Origin of the sequence: Aliiroseovarius sp., from assembly GCF_965228805.1 — a bacterium.
GTDB lineage: Bacteria > Pseudomonadota > Alphaproteobacteria > Rhodobacterales > Rhodobacteraceae > JASBTN01.
The window spans coordinates 3,721,683-3,738,160 of sequence record NZ_CBDDIE010000003.1; the positions used below are offsets into that span (position 1 = coordinate 3,721,683).

Genomic DNA, 16,478 nt, shown 5'->3' on the forward strand with positions numbered 1-16,478 from the left:
ACCCGTTCTACCGCCAAACCTATACGGAATAATCTTCCTTATATACTGCCACCCCGCTCCATCAATCGGAAAAATGTCCTATATTCTCTGCAACTGCAAACACGACTGGAGCACCAAATGGCCCGCCCCTTCACACCCAAGGTTGTCACCGCCAATGATCTGATCACCGGCGACGTCATCTATCTGGCGCATGACGGCAGCTGGGTGCGCTGTTTGGCCGATGCCGAGCTGCTGGCCGACCAAGACGCCGCCAACGCGCGCCTGTTCGAGGCAGAGACCCAGCCGCATATCGCGGTCGGCGCCTACCTGGCCGACGCCCAGGACGGTGACCAGGGCCCCGCGCCCACCCATTTCCGCGAAACCTTCCGGGCCAAGGGCCCGTCCAACTACGCCCACGGCAAACAGACCGAAGCCAAACGGGAGACCGTCAGCCATGTATGATTACAACGACTTTGACGAGACCTTCGTCCGCTCCCGCGTCGACCAGTTCCGCCACCAGGTGGAACGTCGCATTTCCGGCGCCCTGACCGAAGACGAGTTCAAGCCGCTGCGCCTGATGAACGGCCTCTATCTGCAGCTGCACGCCTACATGCTGCGCGTCGCCATTCCCTATGGCTCGCTGAACCCGCAGCAGATGCGCCAGCTGGCGATGATCGCCGACCGCTGGGACAAGGGCTATGGTCACTTCACCACCCGTCAGAACATCCAGTACAACTGGCCGAAACTGACCGATGTGCCGGATATGCTGGACGCGCTGGCCGATGTGCAGATGCACGCGATCCAGACCTCGGGCAACACCATCCGCAACGTGACCGCCGACCATTTCGCCGGTGCGGCCGCCGATGAGGTCGAAGACCCCCGCCCCACCGCCGAGCTTCTGCGCCAGTGGTCCACCGACCACCCGGAGTTCCAGTTCCTGCCGCGCAAGTTCAAGCTTGCGGTGACCGGGTCCGAGGCGGACCGCGCGGTGACCAAGGCGCATGACATCGGCATCCGTATCGTCAAGAACGACGCGGGCGAGGTCGGCTACCAGGTGCTGGTGGGCGGCGGTCTGGGGCGCACCCCGATCGTCGGTCAGGTGCTGGCCGATTTCATCCCGCGCGAGGATCTGCTGCCTTATGTCGAAGCCGCCGTCAGCGTCTACAACACGCTTGGCCGCCGCGACAACAAGTACAAGGCGCGCATCAAGATCACCTCGCTGGAGAACGGTCTGGACACCCTGCGCGACAAGGTCGAGGCCCGCTTCGCCCAGCTGAAACCGCTGTTCACCGGCGTCGATCAGGAGCTGTTCAAGCACATCCAGTCGACCTTCGTACAGCCCGCCTTCAAACAGGCCGACACCGCGCCGTTCCAGGCCGCCTATGACGCCGATCCGGTGTTCCGCAGCTGGGTCGACACCAACATCGAACAGCACCGCGAGGCCGACTACCGGATCGTCACGATCTCGATCAAGAAGCACGGCCAGACGCCGGGTGACGCGACCAGCGACCAGATGCGCCTGATCGCCGACCTGGCGGAACAATATGGCCACGATGACATCCGCATCAGCCACGAGCAGAACGTGATCCTGCCCCATGTGCATGTCGCCGACCTGCCCGCGCTCTACGCCGCGCTGAAGCCTGCCGGCCTCGGCACCGCGAACGCCGGTCTGATCTCGGACATCATCGCCTGCCCCGGCATGGATTACTGTGCGCTCGCCACCGCCCGCGCGATCCCGGTCGCGCAACAGATCGCGACCCGTTTCGACGAGCTGAAGCTGGAGCACGACATCGGCCCGCTTAAGATCAAGATCTCCGGCTGCATCAACGCCTGCGGCCACCACCACCTGGGCCATATCGGCATCCTGGGGCTGGATCGCGCCGGCGTCGAAAACTACCAGATCACCCTGGGCGGCGATGGCGGCCCGGACACGGTGATCGGCACCCGCGCGGGCCCCGGCTTTGCCTATGACGCGATCGTTCCCGCGATCGAACGTCTGGTCCTGGCCTATCTGGAGCTGCGCACCGATGAGGCAGAGAGCTTCCTTGAGACCTATCGCCGCCTCGGCGACGGGCCGTTCAAGGCGGCGCTCTACCCGGAAAGCAAAGCCAATGCCGCTTGAAGCCCCCATTCCGAACCTGGAGGAGCGCGCGAACGCCCTCAATGACCGCTACCGCCACCACTCGGCGCATTCGGTGCTGGACCGTGCCCTGACCGATCCACAAGTCGGCTCCGTTGCGATGGTGTCCAGTTTCGGGGCGGAGTCGGTTGCCTTGTTGCACATGGTGGCCCGGGTCGACCGCTCCACGCCTGTCATCTTCCTGGACACGCAGATGCTGTTTCAGGAAACGCTGGATTACCAGCTCGAGGTCAGCGAGAAACTGGGCCTGACCGATGTGCGGATCGTGCGTCCAGATGCCGAGGACCTGTTCCACGGTGACCCGGACAATATCCTGCACCTGGCCGATACCGACGCCTGCTGTGAGCTGCGCAAGGTGCAGCCCTTGGAAAAGGCGCTGGAAGGGTTTGATGCCTGGATCACCGGGCGCAAGCGCTTCCAGGGCGGCAAACGCGCGGATATGGAGTTCTTTGAACCCGACCGCGTGCGGCTGAAGATCAACCCGCTGGCCCATTGGACCCCCACGGATGTCAGCGACTACATGATCAACAACCGCCTGCCCCGCCACCCGCTGGTCGCCAAGGGCTTCCCGTCGATCGGCTGTGCCCCCTGCACCAGCGCCGTGAAACCGGGTGAAGATCCGCGCGCCGGTCGCTGGCGCGGCGAAGAGAAAGTTGAATGCGGCATCCATTTCGTGGATGGCAAGATGGTGCGCATCGCCCCCACCCAGGGCGCGTAAGCACAAACCAAAAATCCGGCGTATCTTGCCCGTCCCTCGGGGCTGACAGGATACGCTGCGACCCGTGAAAGGACACGCCATGAGCGTTATCGTAACCGACCAGGGCTTTGCCCGCGACGACTGGACGCAGGGTTTCGCCACCCTGGAAGACCGCGCCGCCAATGACACCCGCGCGCTGGATCTGGGCTCGGATATCGACCCTGTTACCCTGGCCGATGTCTTCCAGGGCGTCGAGCTGATCCGCGTCGATTTCCCCTCCTTCGCCGATGGCCGCGGCTTTACCATTGCAAAACAGCTGCGTTTGCAAGGGTTTACCGGCCGCCTGCGCGCCAAGGGTCACGTCATCAGTGACCAATACGCCATGGCCCGCCGCGCCGGTTTCGACGAGGTCGAAATCTCGGACGAGCAAGCTGAACGCCAGCCCGAAGGCGACTGGAAATACCGCGCCGACTGGCAGGCCCGTGACTATCAGTCCCGCCTGCGGGGCTAGACCCGCCTAACCTATATCCCATATATAGCAGCACAACAGAGGACGAGGCCCCGCGCCCCGTTGGACCCGATGAATGAAGTGACCCCCGTGGACAAACCCGTGACCGACACCGCGACCATCCGCCCCGTGCCCACCCTGCCCGATGCGCAGACCGTGACCGAGGTGAAGCATTACACCGACCGCCTGTTCAGCTTCCGCTGTACGCGTCCTGCCTCGCTGCGCTTCCGCTCGGGCGAGTTCGTGATGATCGGGTTGATGGGCGATCCGGATCCCAAGACCGGCAAGCAGAAACCGCTCTTGCGCGCCTATTCCATCGCCTCGCCGTCGTGGGACGAGGAAATGGAGTTCTACTCGATCAAGGTGCAGGACGGTCCGCTGACCTCCAAGCTTCAGCACATCCAGCCCGGCGACCAGGTGATCCTGCGTCCGAAACCCGTCGGCACCCTGGTGCATGACGCCCTGCTGCCCGGCAAGCGCATCTGGTTCTTCGCCACCGGCACCGGCTTTGCCCCCTTCGCCTCGCTGCTGCGCGAGCCGCAGACCTACGAGGATTACGACGAGGTCATCATCACTCACACCTGCCGCGAGGCCGGCGAGCTGACCTATGGCCGCGAACTGATCGAGGCCCTGAAGGACGACGAGCTTCTGAACGAGGTGATCGGCGAAGGCTTCTGGAAGAAGATCAAATACTACCCGACCACCACCCGCGAAGAGAGCGCCAAGATGGGCCGCATCACCGACCTGATGCGCTCGGGCGAGGCTTTCGAGGACCTGGGCGTGCCGCCGATCTCGGCTGAGACCGACCGCGCGATGATCTGCGGCAACCTGGCCTTCAACCTGGAACTCAAGGATATGCTTGAGGAATTCGGGCTGGAGGAAGGGGCGAACTCGAATCCCAAGACCTATGTGGTCGAAAAGGCGTTCCTGGACTAAGACCGTTCGGGTCTGAACAAATCGACAAGAATTGACGGGAGGCCTCGGCCTCCCGTTTACGTTTTGCCAACCCATGCGCCCCACCCTGCCGGCACAGCCGCCAGAATGGAGCTTTGACATGGATATCACCCCCGTCCTCACGCAGCACAGTGCTGCGCCGAACAGGCCACCCGCCGCGACGCCCGCCCCGACCGAGGCGTTTTCGATTGGCCCAGCAACCGGGCCCACGAAGGGTCCAGAGGCCATCGCCGCCATCAAATCCCGCTATGACATGACCAACATCACGCCACGCCAGGTCGACCAGCTGGTGTCGGAGCTGCAGGACGCCGGGCATGAGTTTGGCGCGGAGCTCCTGACGCTCATGACCTATGGCGAAGAATTCCAGTCCCACCTCGCCCGCACCTTCGGGGGCGAGCCGCAACCGCACCGTGCGATGAACCTGATCGAACACGGCAAGGCACAGCTGGACTACGCCCGCCGTGCCGGGGATCCGACCGAACATTGGCAGATGTTCCTGGAGTATCTGGATGGGTTCGGCACACCGGACAGTCCAGAGGAGCGCACGGTCCCCCGTTCGGACAGTGCCCAGAGATTGGTTGAAACCCGCATGACACGAAGCTGACAGGCACCGGGAAAACAAGAAACCGCCGCACAGGCCTCCCTGCGCGGCGGTCGGGTCCTGGAGGACTTACGAGGGGTTACATCCCCAGGGCCGATTTCACCTGATCAATGGCGGCCTGAACCAGCTCCGGGTTATCGGCGGCCTGCTGGATGGCGGTTTTCAGGGCAAGCTTCTGCACATCCCCCAGGTCGGAGCCATCCACCATCTCGGTGATCTTGCCCGCGTCGAACCCCTCCGGGGTCAGCAGGTCGGTCACGGACATGGCGTCAGAGGCAGCCTCCGCGGCTTCGCCCGCTGCATCCGTGGCGGCATCCGTCGCCATTTCGGTGGCCGCATCGGTTGCGGCGTCGGCAGCGGCATCGGTCGCCTCATCTGCCATATCCGCGGCGGCATCAGCAGCCTCGGCGGCCTCACCGGTCGCTTCCATCGCACCTTCGGCAGCGTCAGAAGCCGCGTCAGTGGCGGTGTCCGTGGCGGTGCCCATCGCATCGGAGGCGGCGTCCGAGGCCGCATCCACCGCATCCGAGGCCGCATCGGTGGCGGCATCGGTCATGTCGGTGACGGCGTCGCTGATCGCCTCGCCCACGGCGCCCATGCCTTCGGTGGCCTCTTCAACAGCGCCGGTGACCGCATCGGCGGCCGCATCCACGGCGCCATTGGCGGCATCGGTGGCTTCCTCAACCACGCCTTCGGCAGCATCGGTCACGGCGTCCACGGCTCCCTCAACAGCATCGCCCACCGGGTCGGCGGTCTCTTCAGCGACGGGCTCTTCCGCCGGAGCCTCTTCCTCCGCGGTCGGCGCTTCGGCGACCGGCGCGGGTTCTTCCATCTGCTGGCCGGAATACCAGACATAGCCGCCCACACCGGCGGCAATCAGCAGAAGGGCAATGATCCAGGTCTTGTTCATGTGACTATCCTCACTTGTCAGTGGCGCAGCGTCCCCCGCGCCTTACGTGAGGCATGTGGGGGCAGGCGCCCCACCTGCGCAAGGGGAGAAATGCTGCACACGCATCATTTCGGCAACTATCGGCTTGATAAGACTAAGGCAGGCCATTACCTTCCTGCCCCAAGTCTTACCGGCAACTTCAGAAGGAATGAACTCATAGCCCGCAGACCTCATAACGCGCCCCCGCAGCGCGACACCGGACCCCGCGTAAATGGCCGCATCCGCGCCCCGGAAATCCGTTTGATTGGCGCAGATGGCGAAAACGTCGGCGTTGTGCCGCCCGCGCGTGGCATGGAGCTGGCTGAACAAGCCGGTCTGGACCTGGTTGAAATCTCGCCCAACGCCAACCCGCCCGTGTGCAAGATCATGGATTTCGGCAAGTTCAAATACGAACAGCAGAAGCGGGAAAGCGAGGCGCGCAAGAAGCAGAAGACGATCGAGATCAAGGAGGTCAAGTTCCGTCCCGGCACCGACACCCACGATTACGACGTCAAGATGCGCAACGTGGTCAAGTTCCTGGAGAAGGGCGACAAGGTCAAGGTGACCCTGCGCTTCCGTGGCCGCGAGATGGCGCACCAGAACCTGGGCCGTGAGCTCTTGGAACGTGTGGCCGAAGACATCAAGGAACTCGGCAAGGTCGAGAACATGCCGAAGATGGAAGGCCGCCAGATGATCATGATGATCGGGCCGATTCAGAAGTAACAGTTTAGCGAAGCGAAACTGTTACCGCGGCAGGCGCGTTTTCACAGAAAGCGCTGCCGAACGCGAAATGACCGAACCCCTGCCTCCGGCGGGGGTTTTGTTCTTCCACCAACGAAAAACGCCCCACCGATCCGGCGGGGCGCTTTCAAATCTCCAAACCGGGGCTCAGATCGCCGCCACGGCCCGTTTCGTCAGCACACCGACCAGGTGCGCGCGGTACTCCGGGCTTCCGTGGATATCGCCGATCATGTCCCCGCCCGGGGTCATGCCGTCCAGAGCCTCCGGTGCGAAATTGGTCGACAAGGCCGCTTCGGCCTCGGCCCAGCGGAACACGCCGTCTTCGGATGCGCCGGTCACCGCCACGCGCACACCATCGTCGTATTTCGCAACGAAGACCCCGACCAGGGCAAACCGCGACGCGGGCTGTTCGAACTTCTGGTAGTTTGCCGCCATCGGGGCCGGGAACCGTACCCCGGTAATGATCTCGCCATCTTCCAGAGCCGTTTCGAACAGGCCGGTAAAGAAATCATCTGCCGCGATTTCGCGTTTGTTGGTAAAGATCGCGGCTCCCGATCCCAGCGCTGCCGCCGGATAGCAGGCCGACGGGTCGTTGTTGGCCAATGATCCACCAATCGTGCCGCGATTGCGCACCGCCGGATCACCAATGCCGCCCGCCAATGCGGCCAGGGCCGGATAGAAGGCGGCAGCCTCCCGCGCGACCTCGGCATGGGTGGTTGCCCCACCGATGAATGCGCCGGGATCATGAGTGGGTGAAACACCCACCATGTCCTCGATACCGCGCAACGACACCAGCACGCCGGGCGCCGCAAGTCGTTGTTTCAGCGTCGGAATCAGCGTCTGACCGCCGCCCAGGGCCTGGGCCTCGTCATTGGCCAATGCGGCGACCGCCTCGTCGATCGTCGAGGGCTTTTCAATGTCAAACTCATACATGATCCGTCCTCCTCACGATTGCATGGCCTGCCACACCCGGTGGGGTGACAGCGGCATGTCGATATGGGTCACATCGTAGCCCGCGCTGCGCAGCGCATCCACCACCGCGTTCACCACGGCCGGGGGCGAGCCAATGGCGCCTGCCTCGCCGCAGCCCTTCACCCCCAAGGGGTTATGCGTGCAGGGCGTCTGGCAGCTGTGATCCACCGTGTAGAACGGCACATCATCGGCGCGCGGCATGGCGTAATCCATGTAGGAGCCGGACAGAAGCTGCCCATCCTCGTCATAGACCGCATGTTCCAGCAGCGCCTGACCGATCCCCTGCCCAAGCCCGCCATGGACCTGGCCGTCAACGATCATCGGGTTGACGATATTGCCAAAATCATCCGCCGCCGCGAAACGCTCGATGGTGACCTTGCCGGTGTCGGGATCGACCTCCACCTCGCAGGCATAGGCACCGGCCGGATAGGTGAAGTTGGCCGGGTCGTAAAACGCGGTCTCCTCCAGCCCCGGCTCGATATCCTCCAGCGGGTAGTTGTGCGGCACGTACGCGGCCAGGGTCACATCGCCCCAGGCGACCGATTTGTCGGTGCCCGCCACGCTGAACTGCCCGTCCTTGAGCTCGATATCCCCCTCGGCGGCCTCCATCAGGTGGGCGGCGATCTTCTTCGCCTTGGCGATGATCTTCTCGGTCGCGCGCACCATGGCGCTGCCGCCGACCGCCAGCGAGCGCGAGCCATAGGTGCCCATGCCCATCGGCGTATTGGCGGTGTCGCCATGCACGATTTCGACCATGCCGGGATCAATGCCGATCATGTCGGCCACCACCTGCGGGAAGGCGGTCTCATGCCCCTGCCCGTGGCTGTGGCTGCCGGTCATCACGACCAGCCCGCCGGTCGCATTGACCCGCACCGTGGCGCTTTCATAAAGCCCGGCGCGCGCGCCCAGCTGGCCGACCAGGTTCGACGGCGCGATGCCGCAAGCTTCGATATAGCAGTTCACCCCCAGCCCGCGCAGCTTGCCGCGCGCCTGGCTGTCCGCCCGCCGCGCGCCGAAGCCCGCGAGATCGGCGATCTCTTCGAGCTTGTCCATCGTCGCGACATAGTTGCCGGTGTCATATTCCACCGCCACCGGGGTGGCATAGGGGAACTCGGTGATGAAGTTCTGACGGCGAAGCGCAATCGGATCCACCCCCAGCTCCCGCGCGGCCTTGTCGATCACACGTTCCAACTGGAAAGTCGCCTCGGGCCGCCCGGCGCCGCGATAGGCATCTACCGGCACGGTATTGGTAAACACCGCCTTCACGTTTACATAAATGAGCGGCGTCTTGTAATTGCCCGCCATCAACGTGCCATGCAGCCAGGTCGGCACCGAGGGCGCGAAGGTCGACAGATACGCCCCCATGTTCGCATGGGTATCGGTGCGAAGGGCGGTAAAGTTGTTGTCTGCGTCCAGCGCCAGCTGGATCGTGGTCACGTGGTCGCGGCCATGGGCATCGGTAATGAACGCCTCGGACCGGGACGAGGTCCACTTGACCGGCCGCTCCAGCGCCTTGGCGGCGAAGGTGCAAAAGGCTTCCTCGGCATAGTGGAAGATCTTGGACCCAAACCCGCCCCCCACATCCGGGGCCACCACGCGCAGCTTGTGTTCGGGAATGCCCAGCACGAAGGCGCCCATCAACAGGCGGATCACATGCGGGTTCTGGCTGGTGGTGTAGAGCGTCGAATCCCCACTGGCCGCATCATAATCGCCAATCGCAACACGTGGTTCCATCGGGTTGGCGACCAGGCGGTTGTTGACCAGATCCAGCGTGGTCACATGGGCGGCATTGGCAAAGGCCTCTTCCACCGCCCCCTTGTTTTCCTCGACGAACCCCCAGTCGTAACAGAGGTTCGAGGTCAGATCGTCATGCACCTTGGGCGCATCCGCAGCCAGAGCAGCCTTCATGTCCACCACGGCGGGCAGCTCGTCGATGTCGACCTCCACCGCCTCGGCGGCGTCGCGGGCCTGATCGGCGGTCTCGGCCACCACGGCGGCGATGGCATCACCGACGTGGCGCACCTTGCCCTGGGCCAGCACCGGATGGGCCGGTTCCTGCATGACTTCGCCATGCCGGTCGGTCACCTGCCAGCCGCAGGGCAGCCCACCCACTTCGGCGAAATCGGCGCCGGTAAAGATGCGGATCACCCCGGGCATCGCCGCGGCCTCATCCGTGTTCACCGCCACCAGATTGCCATGGGCCACCTGGCTGCGCACGAAGATCACATGGGCCTGGCCGGACCGGTTCAGGTCGTCGGTATACTTTCCCTTGCCGGTCAGAAACCGCACGTCTTCACGGCGCTTGTTCGGCGCGCCGATGCCTCCGTCTGCAGGCATGTTCTCCTCCCTATGTTGGCTTGGGCCGGCCCTCTCTCCTCCATGGGGCCGGTCCCTGGCTGCGGCAGCCTATTTCATGCTGTTCCAGATCCTTTCGATCTCGTCCGCGGCGAAGATACGCTCGTCCTCGGTGGTGTCTCCGTGCACGACCAGATAGGCATCCACCACGTTGCCGTTGACCACGGGACACATGATCACCGCGTCCTGGTCGCCCGGGCGCAGGTCGTAGCCATAGGTGGTCCAGCTGGCGACCGCGGTTTCCCCGCCGCCATGATCGAACATGTAGCTGGCAATGGTATTACGCGCATGTTTCATGCAGTTTTCGCGCTCGCCGGGCACATCCTCAAGGTCGTAGACCGACCAGCCTTCGGCAAAAGCCGGGGCAGCGGCCGGGGCGGCCATCATCAATGCAATCGAGGCGGTTTTCAGAAAGGTCTTCATCTTAGTCCTGATCCTGTAGGTTTGGGTTATTCTGCGGCGATCGCGCCGACATCCTGACCGGAGGCCGCCATGATCGCCTTGATGATATTGTGATACCCGGTGCAGCGACACAAGTTACCAGACAGATGCGCGCGAATTTCTTTTTCGCTGGGCTTGGGATTTTCCGCCAGAAGCCCCGCCGCCGCCATCACCATGCCCGGCGTGCAGAAGCCGCATTGCAGCCCGTGATGTTCGCGAAACGCCGCCTGGATCACCCCAAGGGAGCCATCGGCCTCGGCCATGCCCTCGATCGTCGCGACCTCGGCGCCGTCCGCTTCAGCGGCGAACATGTTGCAGCTTTTGACCATCTTACCGTTCACATGGACGGTGCAGGCCCCGCATTGGCCGGTGTCACATCCCACATGCGTGCCGGTCAGCCCGAGTGTGTCGCGCAGAAACTGCGACAGCAGCGTGCGACCTTCGGCTTCGGCGGAGACAGCCTTTCCATTCACGGTCATCGAGACCTGTGCCATCTGTTCCTCCCTGGCTAATTCATTTTTTGCTAAAGCGTTTCGCCAAAAACCTGCACTACAGGTTTAGGGCCAAACGCCCACACCACTGATATATTCCGCAGCGCCTCACCTTTCCCCTGCCACAGGTGAAAGGCGTGACGCTTTAGTTGGCCTTAGCAAAGCACGGGAACGGGCTCATGAGAACCCCTCAATCTCGCTGCGGTTGCGAAAATTTGACCATACGGTCGAGTGCGGGGCACGAAATTGCGACCTCGATTGCGCCCGTCAGGCGTCGCGCATCCGGCCCCGTTGCGGGATGTCCTTGAGCAGCCCGCCCACCCCCATCGCGGCGATATCCGCAGGGCCGACAGGCACGCCGCAGAGCACCCGTTCCATGACCCAGTCAGCCCCGTTCAGGGCGGGCGAACGGGCGCAGCCCGGCAGGCCGATCACCGGCTTGTCGCCCAATTCGCCCAGGAAAAGGAGGTTGCCGGGGTCCACCGGCATGCCGAAATGGGTCACGGAGCCCCCCGCCCGACGCAGCGCCTCGGGCGCCACGTCACGCAGGTCCGAGGTGGCCGAACCGGTCAGGACGAACAGCACGTCGCCCCCGGCTTGCAGGAGCGCCCCGGCCAGAATGTCGACCTCATGGGCGACCAGCTGTTTCGGCCCCAGCGACACGCCCAGCGCCGCCAGCCGGGCCTCGATCGCCTTGTGGCCCTTTTCACCAACCTCGGCGCCCACCGTGGTCTGGATCAGCGTGGCCGCGCCATGGGTGGCCGCCCGCATCCGCATCGCGCCGCGCGCCGCGTCACAGGCGCGCTCCAGCGCCGCCTCCGGCACCGCATAGGCAATGATCTTGATCGTCGCAGCCATGCCGCCCTGCCCCAGCCGCTGCCATTCCGGCACCGTGGCAATGGTGATCATCGGGTCCACCGCATTGATCGCATTGATGGCCTCCGGGTGCAGCTCGACGATGCCCGGGAGCTGCGCGATCAGGTTGACCCGGCCGGTCGCGGCCCGGGTCGGAGCAAGCCCGGCGGAGACAGCATCCGCCCCCAGCAGCGCCGCCGCCAGCCGGGTGGCCGCGTCATCCTCGCCCACGTCCCCCGGTTCCAGCCGTGCCACGGTGACCTCGGTCAGCCCGGCCGCCTGCATCGCGGCCACATCGCCTGCATCGACAAGCTTGCCCTTGCGCAGCCGCCCACCGGGAACCGCCACGGAATGGGCCAACACCGCGCCTTCGGCGCCCGACAGGGGAACCGGTCCGAACCTCATGAGGGTTTGCGCAGCCGGGCGATGATTTCCGCCAGCACCGCCACGGCAATCTCGGCGGGGGTCACCGCGCCAATGTCCAACCCCACCGGCGCATGGATGCGCGCCATCTGCGCCGCGGAAAAGCCGCGCCCGCTCAGCCGGTCCACCCGTTTCGCATGGGTCCGCGTGGAACCGAGGCAGCCCAGATAGGCCACATCCGCCCGCAACGCGGCCTCGATCGCCGGATCGTCGATCTTGGGGTCATGGGACAGGGTCACCACGGCGCAGCGCGCATCCAGACCCAGGTCGGGGAGCACCTCGTCGGGATAGTCCACGTGGATGTCGACCCCGGGAAAACGCGCCTCGGTCGCGAAGGCGCCGCGCGGGTCGATCAGCACCGGGTCGAACCCGGCCATGCGCGCCATCGGGATCAACGCCTGGGCAATATGCGCAGCACCAATCACCACCAGGCGCAGGGGCGGATTGTGAATGGCGACGAAGGTCTGCCCGTCGGGCTCGAAACCCGAGCGGTCCTTGCGAAACCGCTCCTCATGGGTGTCCGGGCCGGTCAGGTGTCGTTCCCCGCTGTCCACATTCACCGCATAGGCACGCGGCGCGCGGGCCGCGCGGGCCGCCACCAGATCGGCCAGCATCGCCTCCGGCAGGGCCGCGCCGACCGGTTCGACGAGCACCTTGATCTGCCCGCCACAGGCCAGACCTGCGGCAAAGGCGGTGCCATCATCGACACCAAAGCTCAAGAGCCGCGATTGCCCGTCGCCCAGCGCCTCCTGCGCCTCCAGCACCACCGCGCCCTCGACGCAGCCGCCCGACACGCTGCCCGCAATCTCGCCCGCGCCGGACACGGCCATCTGGCTGCCCACCGGGCGCGGTGCGCTGCCCCAGGTGTCCACCACCGTGGCCAGGGCCGCGCCTTCGCCCGCCTGATGCCAGGCCAGCGCGGTTTCGGGAATAGTGTCGACGGTATCGCTCATGGCACCCATGGTTGCCCGAGCGGTCCTGTGGGCGCAAGAGGGGCCGTGCGGGTTGGCGCCGCGCGCAAGAGCATGGCGCGTTTCGCAAACCTTACTGGCGCAGGCGCACCGCTTCGGCGGCGTCCTGGATCGCCCAGTATTGCAACGCGTCGCGAATGCCCTCCGCGGCCTTGGCACGCCAGGCCGGGTCGACCAGTTTCTCGCGGTCGGCCTTCGAGGTCAGAAAACCCAGTTCGATCAGCGCCGAAGGGATGTCGGGCGCTTTCAGCACCGAAAAACCGGCCTGCAACTGCGGCGTCTTGTAGGTCGACTGCGTCGAGGAATGGATGCCCTGCACCAACGCGGCGGCCAGGGCCAGCGAACGCGGCGTGGTCTCGCGCCGGGCCATGTCCATCAGGACCAGCGCCACCTCGTCGTCATGGCGGCTCAGGTCCACCCCGGCCAACAGGTCGCTGCGGTCATGGCGCTCCGCCAGTTTCTGCGAGGCAATATCCGAGGCGTCTTCCGACAGGGTATAGACCGTGGCGCCGGTCGCCCGCCCCTGCGCCAGGGCGTCAGCATGCAGCGACAGAAACACATCGGCCCCTGCATGCCGGGCAATGGTCACACGGGTTTCCAGCGGCACGAACCGGTCGTCTTCGCGGGTCAGCACCACGTCGAAACCGCCGGTGCGAAGAAGCAGCTCACGCAGCTCATGGGCAAAGGTCAGCACCAGATGGGCCTCGACCACGCCTTCGGCCTCGGCCCCCGGGTCGATGCCGCCATGGCCCGGGTCCAGCACCACCTTGAGCGGGCGGTCACCGGTCTGGCGGGTGCGCGCGGCGGGCAGGTCCAGCCCGGTCTCATCGGCAAACACCGCCGAGGCGGGCGCGCCTGCGCGCGCGGCGAAAACCTCGGCGCTGACCGCCGTCAGGTCGATCTGCAGGATCGCGGCCCCCGCGCCCGCAGTGGTCATGCCCGCCTGGTCCACCACCATCGGCGCGGCCAATTCCAGCACCATGCGGGTCCAGCCCGGACGCCACAGGCCGTGGTTGACCGTTGCAACGCCGGTCACCGCATCGGCCATGGTGGCGCGATCCGCCCCGGTGAAGTCCAGTTCCGAGAAGTCCAGCACAAGGCGCGGCGGCGCGTCCAGCGTATAGACCCGCCAGGGCACCGGCTGGGTCAGCGACATCTGCAACGAAAGCCCGTCGTGCCGGTCCTCCAGCACCGGCGCTTCGGTCAGGCGAGCCAGCGCAGTCAGGTCCTGCCCGCTCGCCTGGGCAAAGGCGCCCCCGATCCCGGTCAGCCAACACAGAACCAGCCCCAGCCAGAGGCGTCGCACGCGCTCAGCCCTCCTTGGCGGCGCGCAGTTCTGCGACGATCTGCAACATGCCATCCAGCGGCACGTAGCCGCGCAGCATCTGATCCTCCATCACGAAGGTCGGCGTGCCCGAGATCTGCATGCGCTGGCCCAGGAGGTGGTTGTTGCGAATGATCTCGTCCACACGCGGGTCGGACATGCCGTCCCAGATCGCCTTGCCGTCCAGGCCCAGGTCATCGGCCATGGTGACCAGCACCGCCTCGGACGGGTTGCCCCGCAGCGCCATCAGCGCGTCATGCACAAGGCCATAACCCTCCTGCCCGGCGACCAGTTGGGTCGAGATGGCAAATTGCGAGGACAGGGTCGAGCCTTCGCCCAGGATCGGGAACTCCTTGTAGATCACGCGGATGTTGCCATCGGTTTCGACCAGGGCCTTGATCTCGGGAAAGGCCTTGCGGCAGTAGCCGCAGCGGTAATCGACGAATTCCACCATGGTGATGTCGCCATCGGGGTTGCCCGCGACGTGGGAATAGCCGTCGTTGAACAGCTCGTCGGCATTGTGGGCGATCATCGCGCTGTCATTGGCCACGGCCTCGGCGGCCTGGCGGCGTTCCAGCACTTCGATGGCTTCCATCAGCACTTCCGGGTTGTCCAGCAGATAGGCGCGGACCTCGGCACGAAAGGCATCGCGTTCCGCATCGGTCATCTCGGTCATGTCGGTGGCCAGCGCGGGCCCGGCAAGGCAGGTCGTGGCCGCAAGGGCAAAAGCAAGGCGTTTCATGTATCTCTCCGTCATTTGGAGACCGCGCGGGCGGCGGTCAGAATATCCTGGGCGCGGTTCCAGCCGCTCGATCCGCGAGGCAGAAGGCCCTCGGCCCGTTTCGCATGGGGCACCGCGTCTTTCAAGCGACCGATCAGCGCATAGCGTTCGGCACTCATCAGCGCGGCCATGCCGTTGTTCCCGGCGCGGGAATAGGCCAGGCCCAGGTCGCGCAGCATCAGGGGCGAATAGGGATCTCGCGCACGGGCGCGGGTCAACACCTTCAACGCCTCGGCATTGCTGGCCGCCGTGTTCTGCGCCAGCAGCGCCCGGCCATAGCCCGCCAGAATCAACCCGTTCGAAGGCGCCTTCTGCGCGGCACGACGATAAGCCTGAACGGCGGCGCCGAACTTTCGGCTTTCGAGCAGGATTTGCCCCTGCAGCTCGGCCAGGTAGGGGTCGTTCGGATAGGCCGCAACCAGGGCCTGGATCTCGGCTATCGCCTTGTCCGGCTGGGGTTGGCGGTGAAAGGCCACCGCGCGGCGCATGCGCGCGACGATATCGCCCTGCCCGGGCTTGCGCCCCACCGCGCGGAAGGTTGTGCGCGGCGCCCGCAGGAAGGCCGACAGCTTGCCACGCGCACGGGCGAACCAATAGTCATCCTCGGGCCGTTCCTGCCCGTGGTGCGCGTGACCCGCGACGAAGCCCGCCACCGCACGCATACGGTCACGGTTCAGCGGGTGGGTCAGCAGGTAGGGGTCGCGCCGTCCGACCGACAGGGCCTCCTGCCCGCGAAACAGCTCCAGCACATCATGCATGCCATGGGGGTCGATCCCCGCCGCCGCCATGTAGCGCAGGGCAGATTGGTCCGCGCTTGCCTCTTCGGCGCGGGTGTGGACAAAGAACCTGCGCAAGGCGCTGTCCTGCACCCCGATGGCGACCCCGGCCGCCCCCTTGCCACCCCCGGCCGCGGCCGCAGCCCCCGCCAGGATCGTCCCGATCAGGGCAACATTGCGCGCGGATTGAAAATTCGTTGCCCGCCGCGCCAGGTGGCCATTGGCGATATGCGCCAGCTCATGGGCAATCACCGCCTGCAGCTGCTCGGGCTCATCCAGGCGCAGAATCAGGCCCGAATGCAGGAACACATGGTCATGATCCGCCACGAAGGCGTTCAGACTGTCATCCTTGATCACCAGGATCTTGATCCGCCCCGCCGACAGGCCCGCCGCCTCGATCACCGGTTTGGCCAGTTGTTTCAGCGCATGTTCGATATCGGGATCGCGCAGGATCGTCTGTGCCCGCGCCGGGAGCGTCAGCACCACGGCCATCAGCGCCGCGAGCGCCGCTGTCAGAACCCTGCGAACCATTGACTTCACC

Annotated in this window: 17 protein-coding genes; 7 read left to right on the forward strand and 10 right to left on the reverse strand. The window is 65.2% G+C overall.

The window, feature by feature from the left end; translation table 11 throughout:
- Window positions 1–117 precede the first annotated feature (117 nt).
- The 6 genes from ACO07D_RS19375 (at window position 118) to ACO07D_RS19400 (ending at window position 4,882) form a co-directional block, all read left to right on the forward strand.
- Complete coding sequence (locus ACO07D_RS19375; protein ID WP_421704565.1) at window positions 118–441, forward strand: DUF2849 domain-containing protein; 324 nt, start codon at window positions 118–120, stop codon at window positions 439–441.
- Complete coding sequence (locus ACO07D_RS19380; RefSeq protein ID WP_421704566.1) at window positions 434–2,101, forward strand: nitrite/sulfite reductase; 1,668 nt, start codon at window positions 434–436, stop codon at window positions 2,099–2,101. The genes ACO07D_RS19375 and ACO07D_RS19380 overlap by 8 nt, the downstream gene beginning before the upstream one ends.
- Complete coding sequence (locus ACO07D_RS19385; protein ID WP_421704567.1) at window positions 2,091–2,837, forward strand: phosphoadenylyl-sulfate reductase; 747 nt, start codon at window positions 2,091–2,093, stop codon at window positions 2,835–2,837. Before ACO07D_RS19380 ends, ACO07D_RS19385 begins: the two co-directional genes overlap by 11 nt.
- A gap of 79 nt (window positions 2,838–2,916) precedes the next feature.
- A complete protein-coding gene (locus ACO07D_RS19390) occupies window positions 2,917–3,327 on the forward strand; it encodes a DUF934 domain-containing protein (RefSeq protein ID WP_421704568.1) in 411 nt (136 codons plus the stop codon).
- Window positions 3,328–3,396: 69 nt separating this feature from the next.
- The gene (locus ACO07D_RS19395) at window positions 3,397–4,260 is read left to right on the forward strand and encodes a ferredoxin--NADP reductase (RefSeq protein WP_421704569.1); all 864 of its coding nucleotides are present in this window, start codon (window positions 3,397–3,399) and stop codon (window positions 4,258–4,260) included.
- 118 nt (window positions 4,261–4,378) lie between these two features.
- A complete protein-coding gene (locus ACO07D_RS19400; protein WP_421704570.1) occupies window positions 4,379–4,882 on the forward strand; it encodes a hypothetical protein in 504 nt (167 codons plus the stop codon).
- A 76-nt stretch (window positions 4,883–4,958) separates the two neighbouring features.
- Here ACO07D_RS19400 and ACO07D_RS19405 read toward each other — a convergent pair whose 3' ends face one another.
- Window positions 4,959–5,789: a translation initiation factor 3 gene (locus tag ACO07D_RS19405; protein ID WP_421704571.1), complete on the reverse strand. Its 831-nt coding sequence runs from the start codon at window positions 5,787–5,789 to the stop codon at window positions 4,959–4,961.
- Between the two features lie 195 nt (window positions 5,790–5,984).
- Here ACO07D_RS19405 and infC point away from each other — a divergent pair, with 195 nt between their 5' ends.
- Window positions 5,985–6,530, forward strand: a complete 546-nt coding sequence (infC, locus tag ACO07D_RS19410) for a translation initiation factor IF-3 (RefSeq protein WP_421705076.1) — start codon at window positions 5,985–5,987, stop codon at window positions 6,528–6,530.
- Between the two features lie 165 nt (window positions 6,531–6,695).
- Here infC and ACO07D_RS19415 read toward each other — a convergent pair whose 3' ends face one another.
- From ACO07D_RS19415 to ACO07D_RS19455, 9 genes are all read right to left on the reverse strand, one after another.
- Window positions 6,696–7,481: an FAD binding domain-containing protein gene (locus tag ACO07D_RS19415; RefSeq protein WP_421704572.1), complete on the reverse strand. Its 786-nt coding sequence runs from the start codon at window positions 7,479–7,481 to the stop codon at window positions 6,696–6,698.
- 12 nt (window positions 7,482–7,493) lie between these two features.
- On the reverse strand, window positions 7,494–9,857 hold the full coding sequence (locus ACO07D_RS19420; protein WP_421704573.1) for a xanthine dehydrogenase family protein molybdopterin-binding subunit: 2,364 nt from the start codon (window positions 9,855–9,857) through the stop codon (window positions 7,494–7,496).
- A gap of 69 nt (window positions 9,858–9,926) precedes the next feature.
- Window positions 9,927–10,298, reverse strand: a complete 372-nt coding sequence (locus ACO07D_RS19425) for a hypothetical protein (protein WP_421704574.1) — start codon at window positions 10,296–10,298, stop codon at window positions 9,927–9,929.
- Window positions 10,299–10,324: 26 nt separating this feature from the next.
- Window positions 10,325–10,810, reverse strand: a complete 486-nt coding sequence (locus ACO07D_RS19430; RefSeq protein ID WP_421704575.1) for a (2Fe-2S)-binding protein — start codon at window positions 10,808–10,810, stop codon at window positions 10,325–10,327.
- A gap of 264 nt (window positions 10,811–11,074) precedes the next feature.
- Window positions 11,075–12,067, reverse strand: a complete 993-nt coding sequence (locus tag ACO07D_RS19435) for a molybdopterin-binding protein (RefSeq protein WP_421704576.1) — start codon at window positions 12,065–12,067, stop codon at window positions 11,075–11,077.
- Window positions 12,064–13,047, reverse strand: a complete 984-nt coding sequence (locus ACO07D_RS19440; protein WP_421704577.1) for an XdhC family protein — start codon at window positions 13,045–13,047, stop codon at window positions 12,064–12,066. The genes ACO07D_RS19435 and ACO07D_RS19440 overlap by 4 nt, the downstream gene beginning before the upstream one ends.
- Window positions 13,048–13,129: 82 nt before the next feature.
- Complete coding sequence (locus tag ACO07D_RS19445) at window positions 13,130–14,362, reverse strand: N-acetylmuramoyl-L-alanine amidase (RefSeq protein ID WP_421704578.1); 1,233 nt, start codon at window positions 14,360–14,362, stop codon at window positions 13,130–13,132.
- Window positions 14,363–14,366: 4 nt separating this feature from the next.
- Window positions 14,367–15,122: a DsbA family protein gene (locus ACO07D_RS19450; protein WP_421704579.1), complete on the reverse strand. Its 756-nt coding sequence runs from the start codon at window positions 15,120–15,122 to the stop codon at window positions 14,367–14,369.
- Between the two features lie 11 nt (window positions 15,123–15,133).
- Complete coding sequence (locus ACO07D_RS19455; RefSeq protein WP_421704580.1) at window positions 15,134–16,468, reverse strand: M48 family metalloprotease; 1,335 nt, start codon at window positions 16,466–16,468, stop codon at window positions 15,134–15,136.
- Window positions 16,469–16,478: the final 10 nt, after the last annotated feature.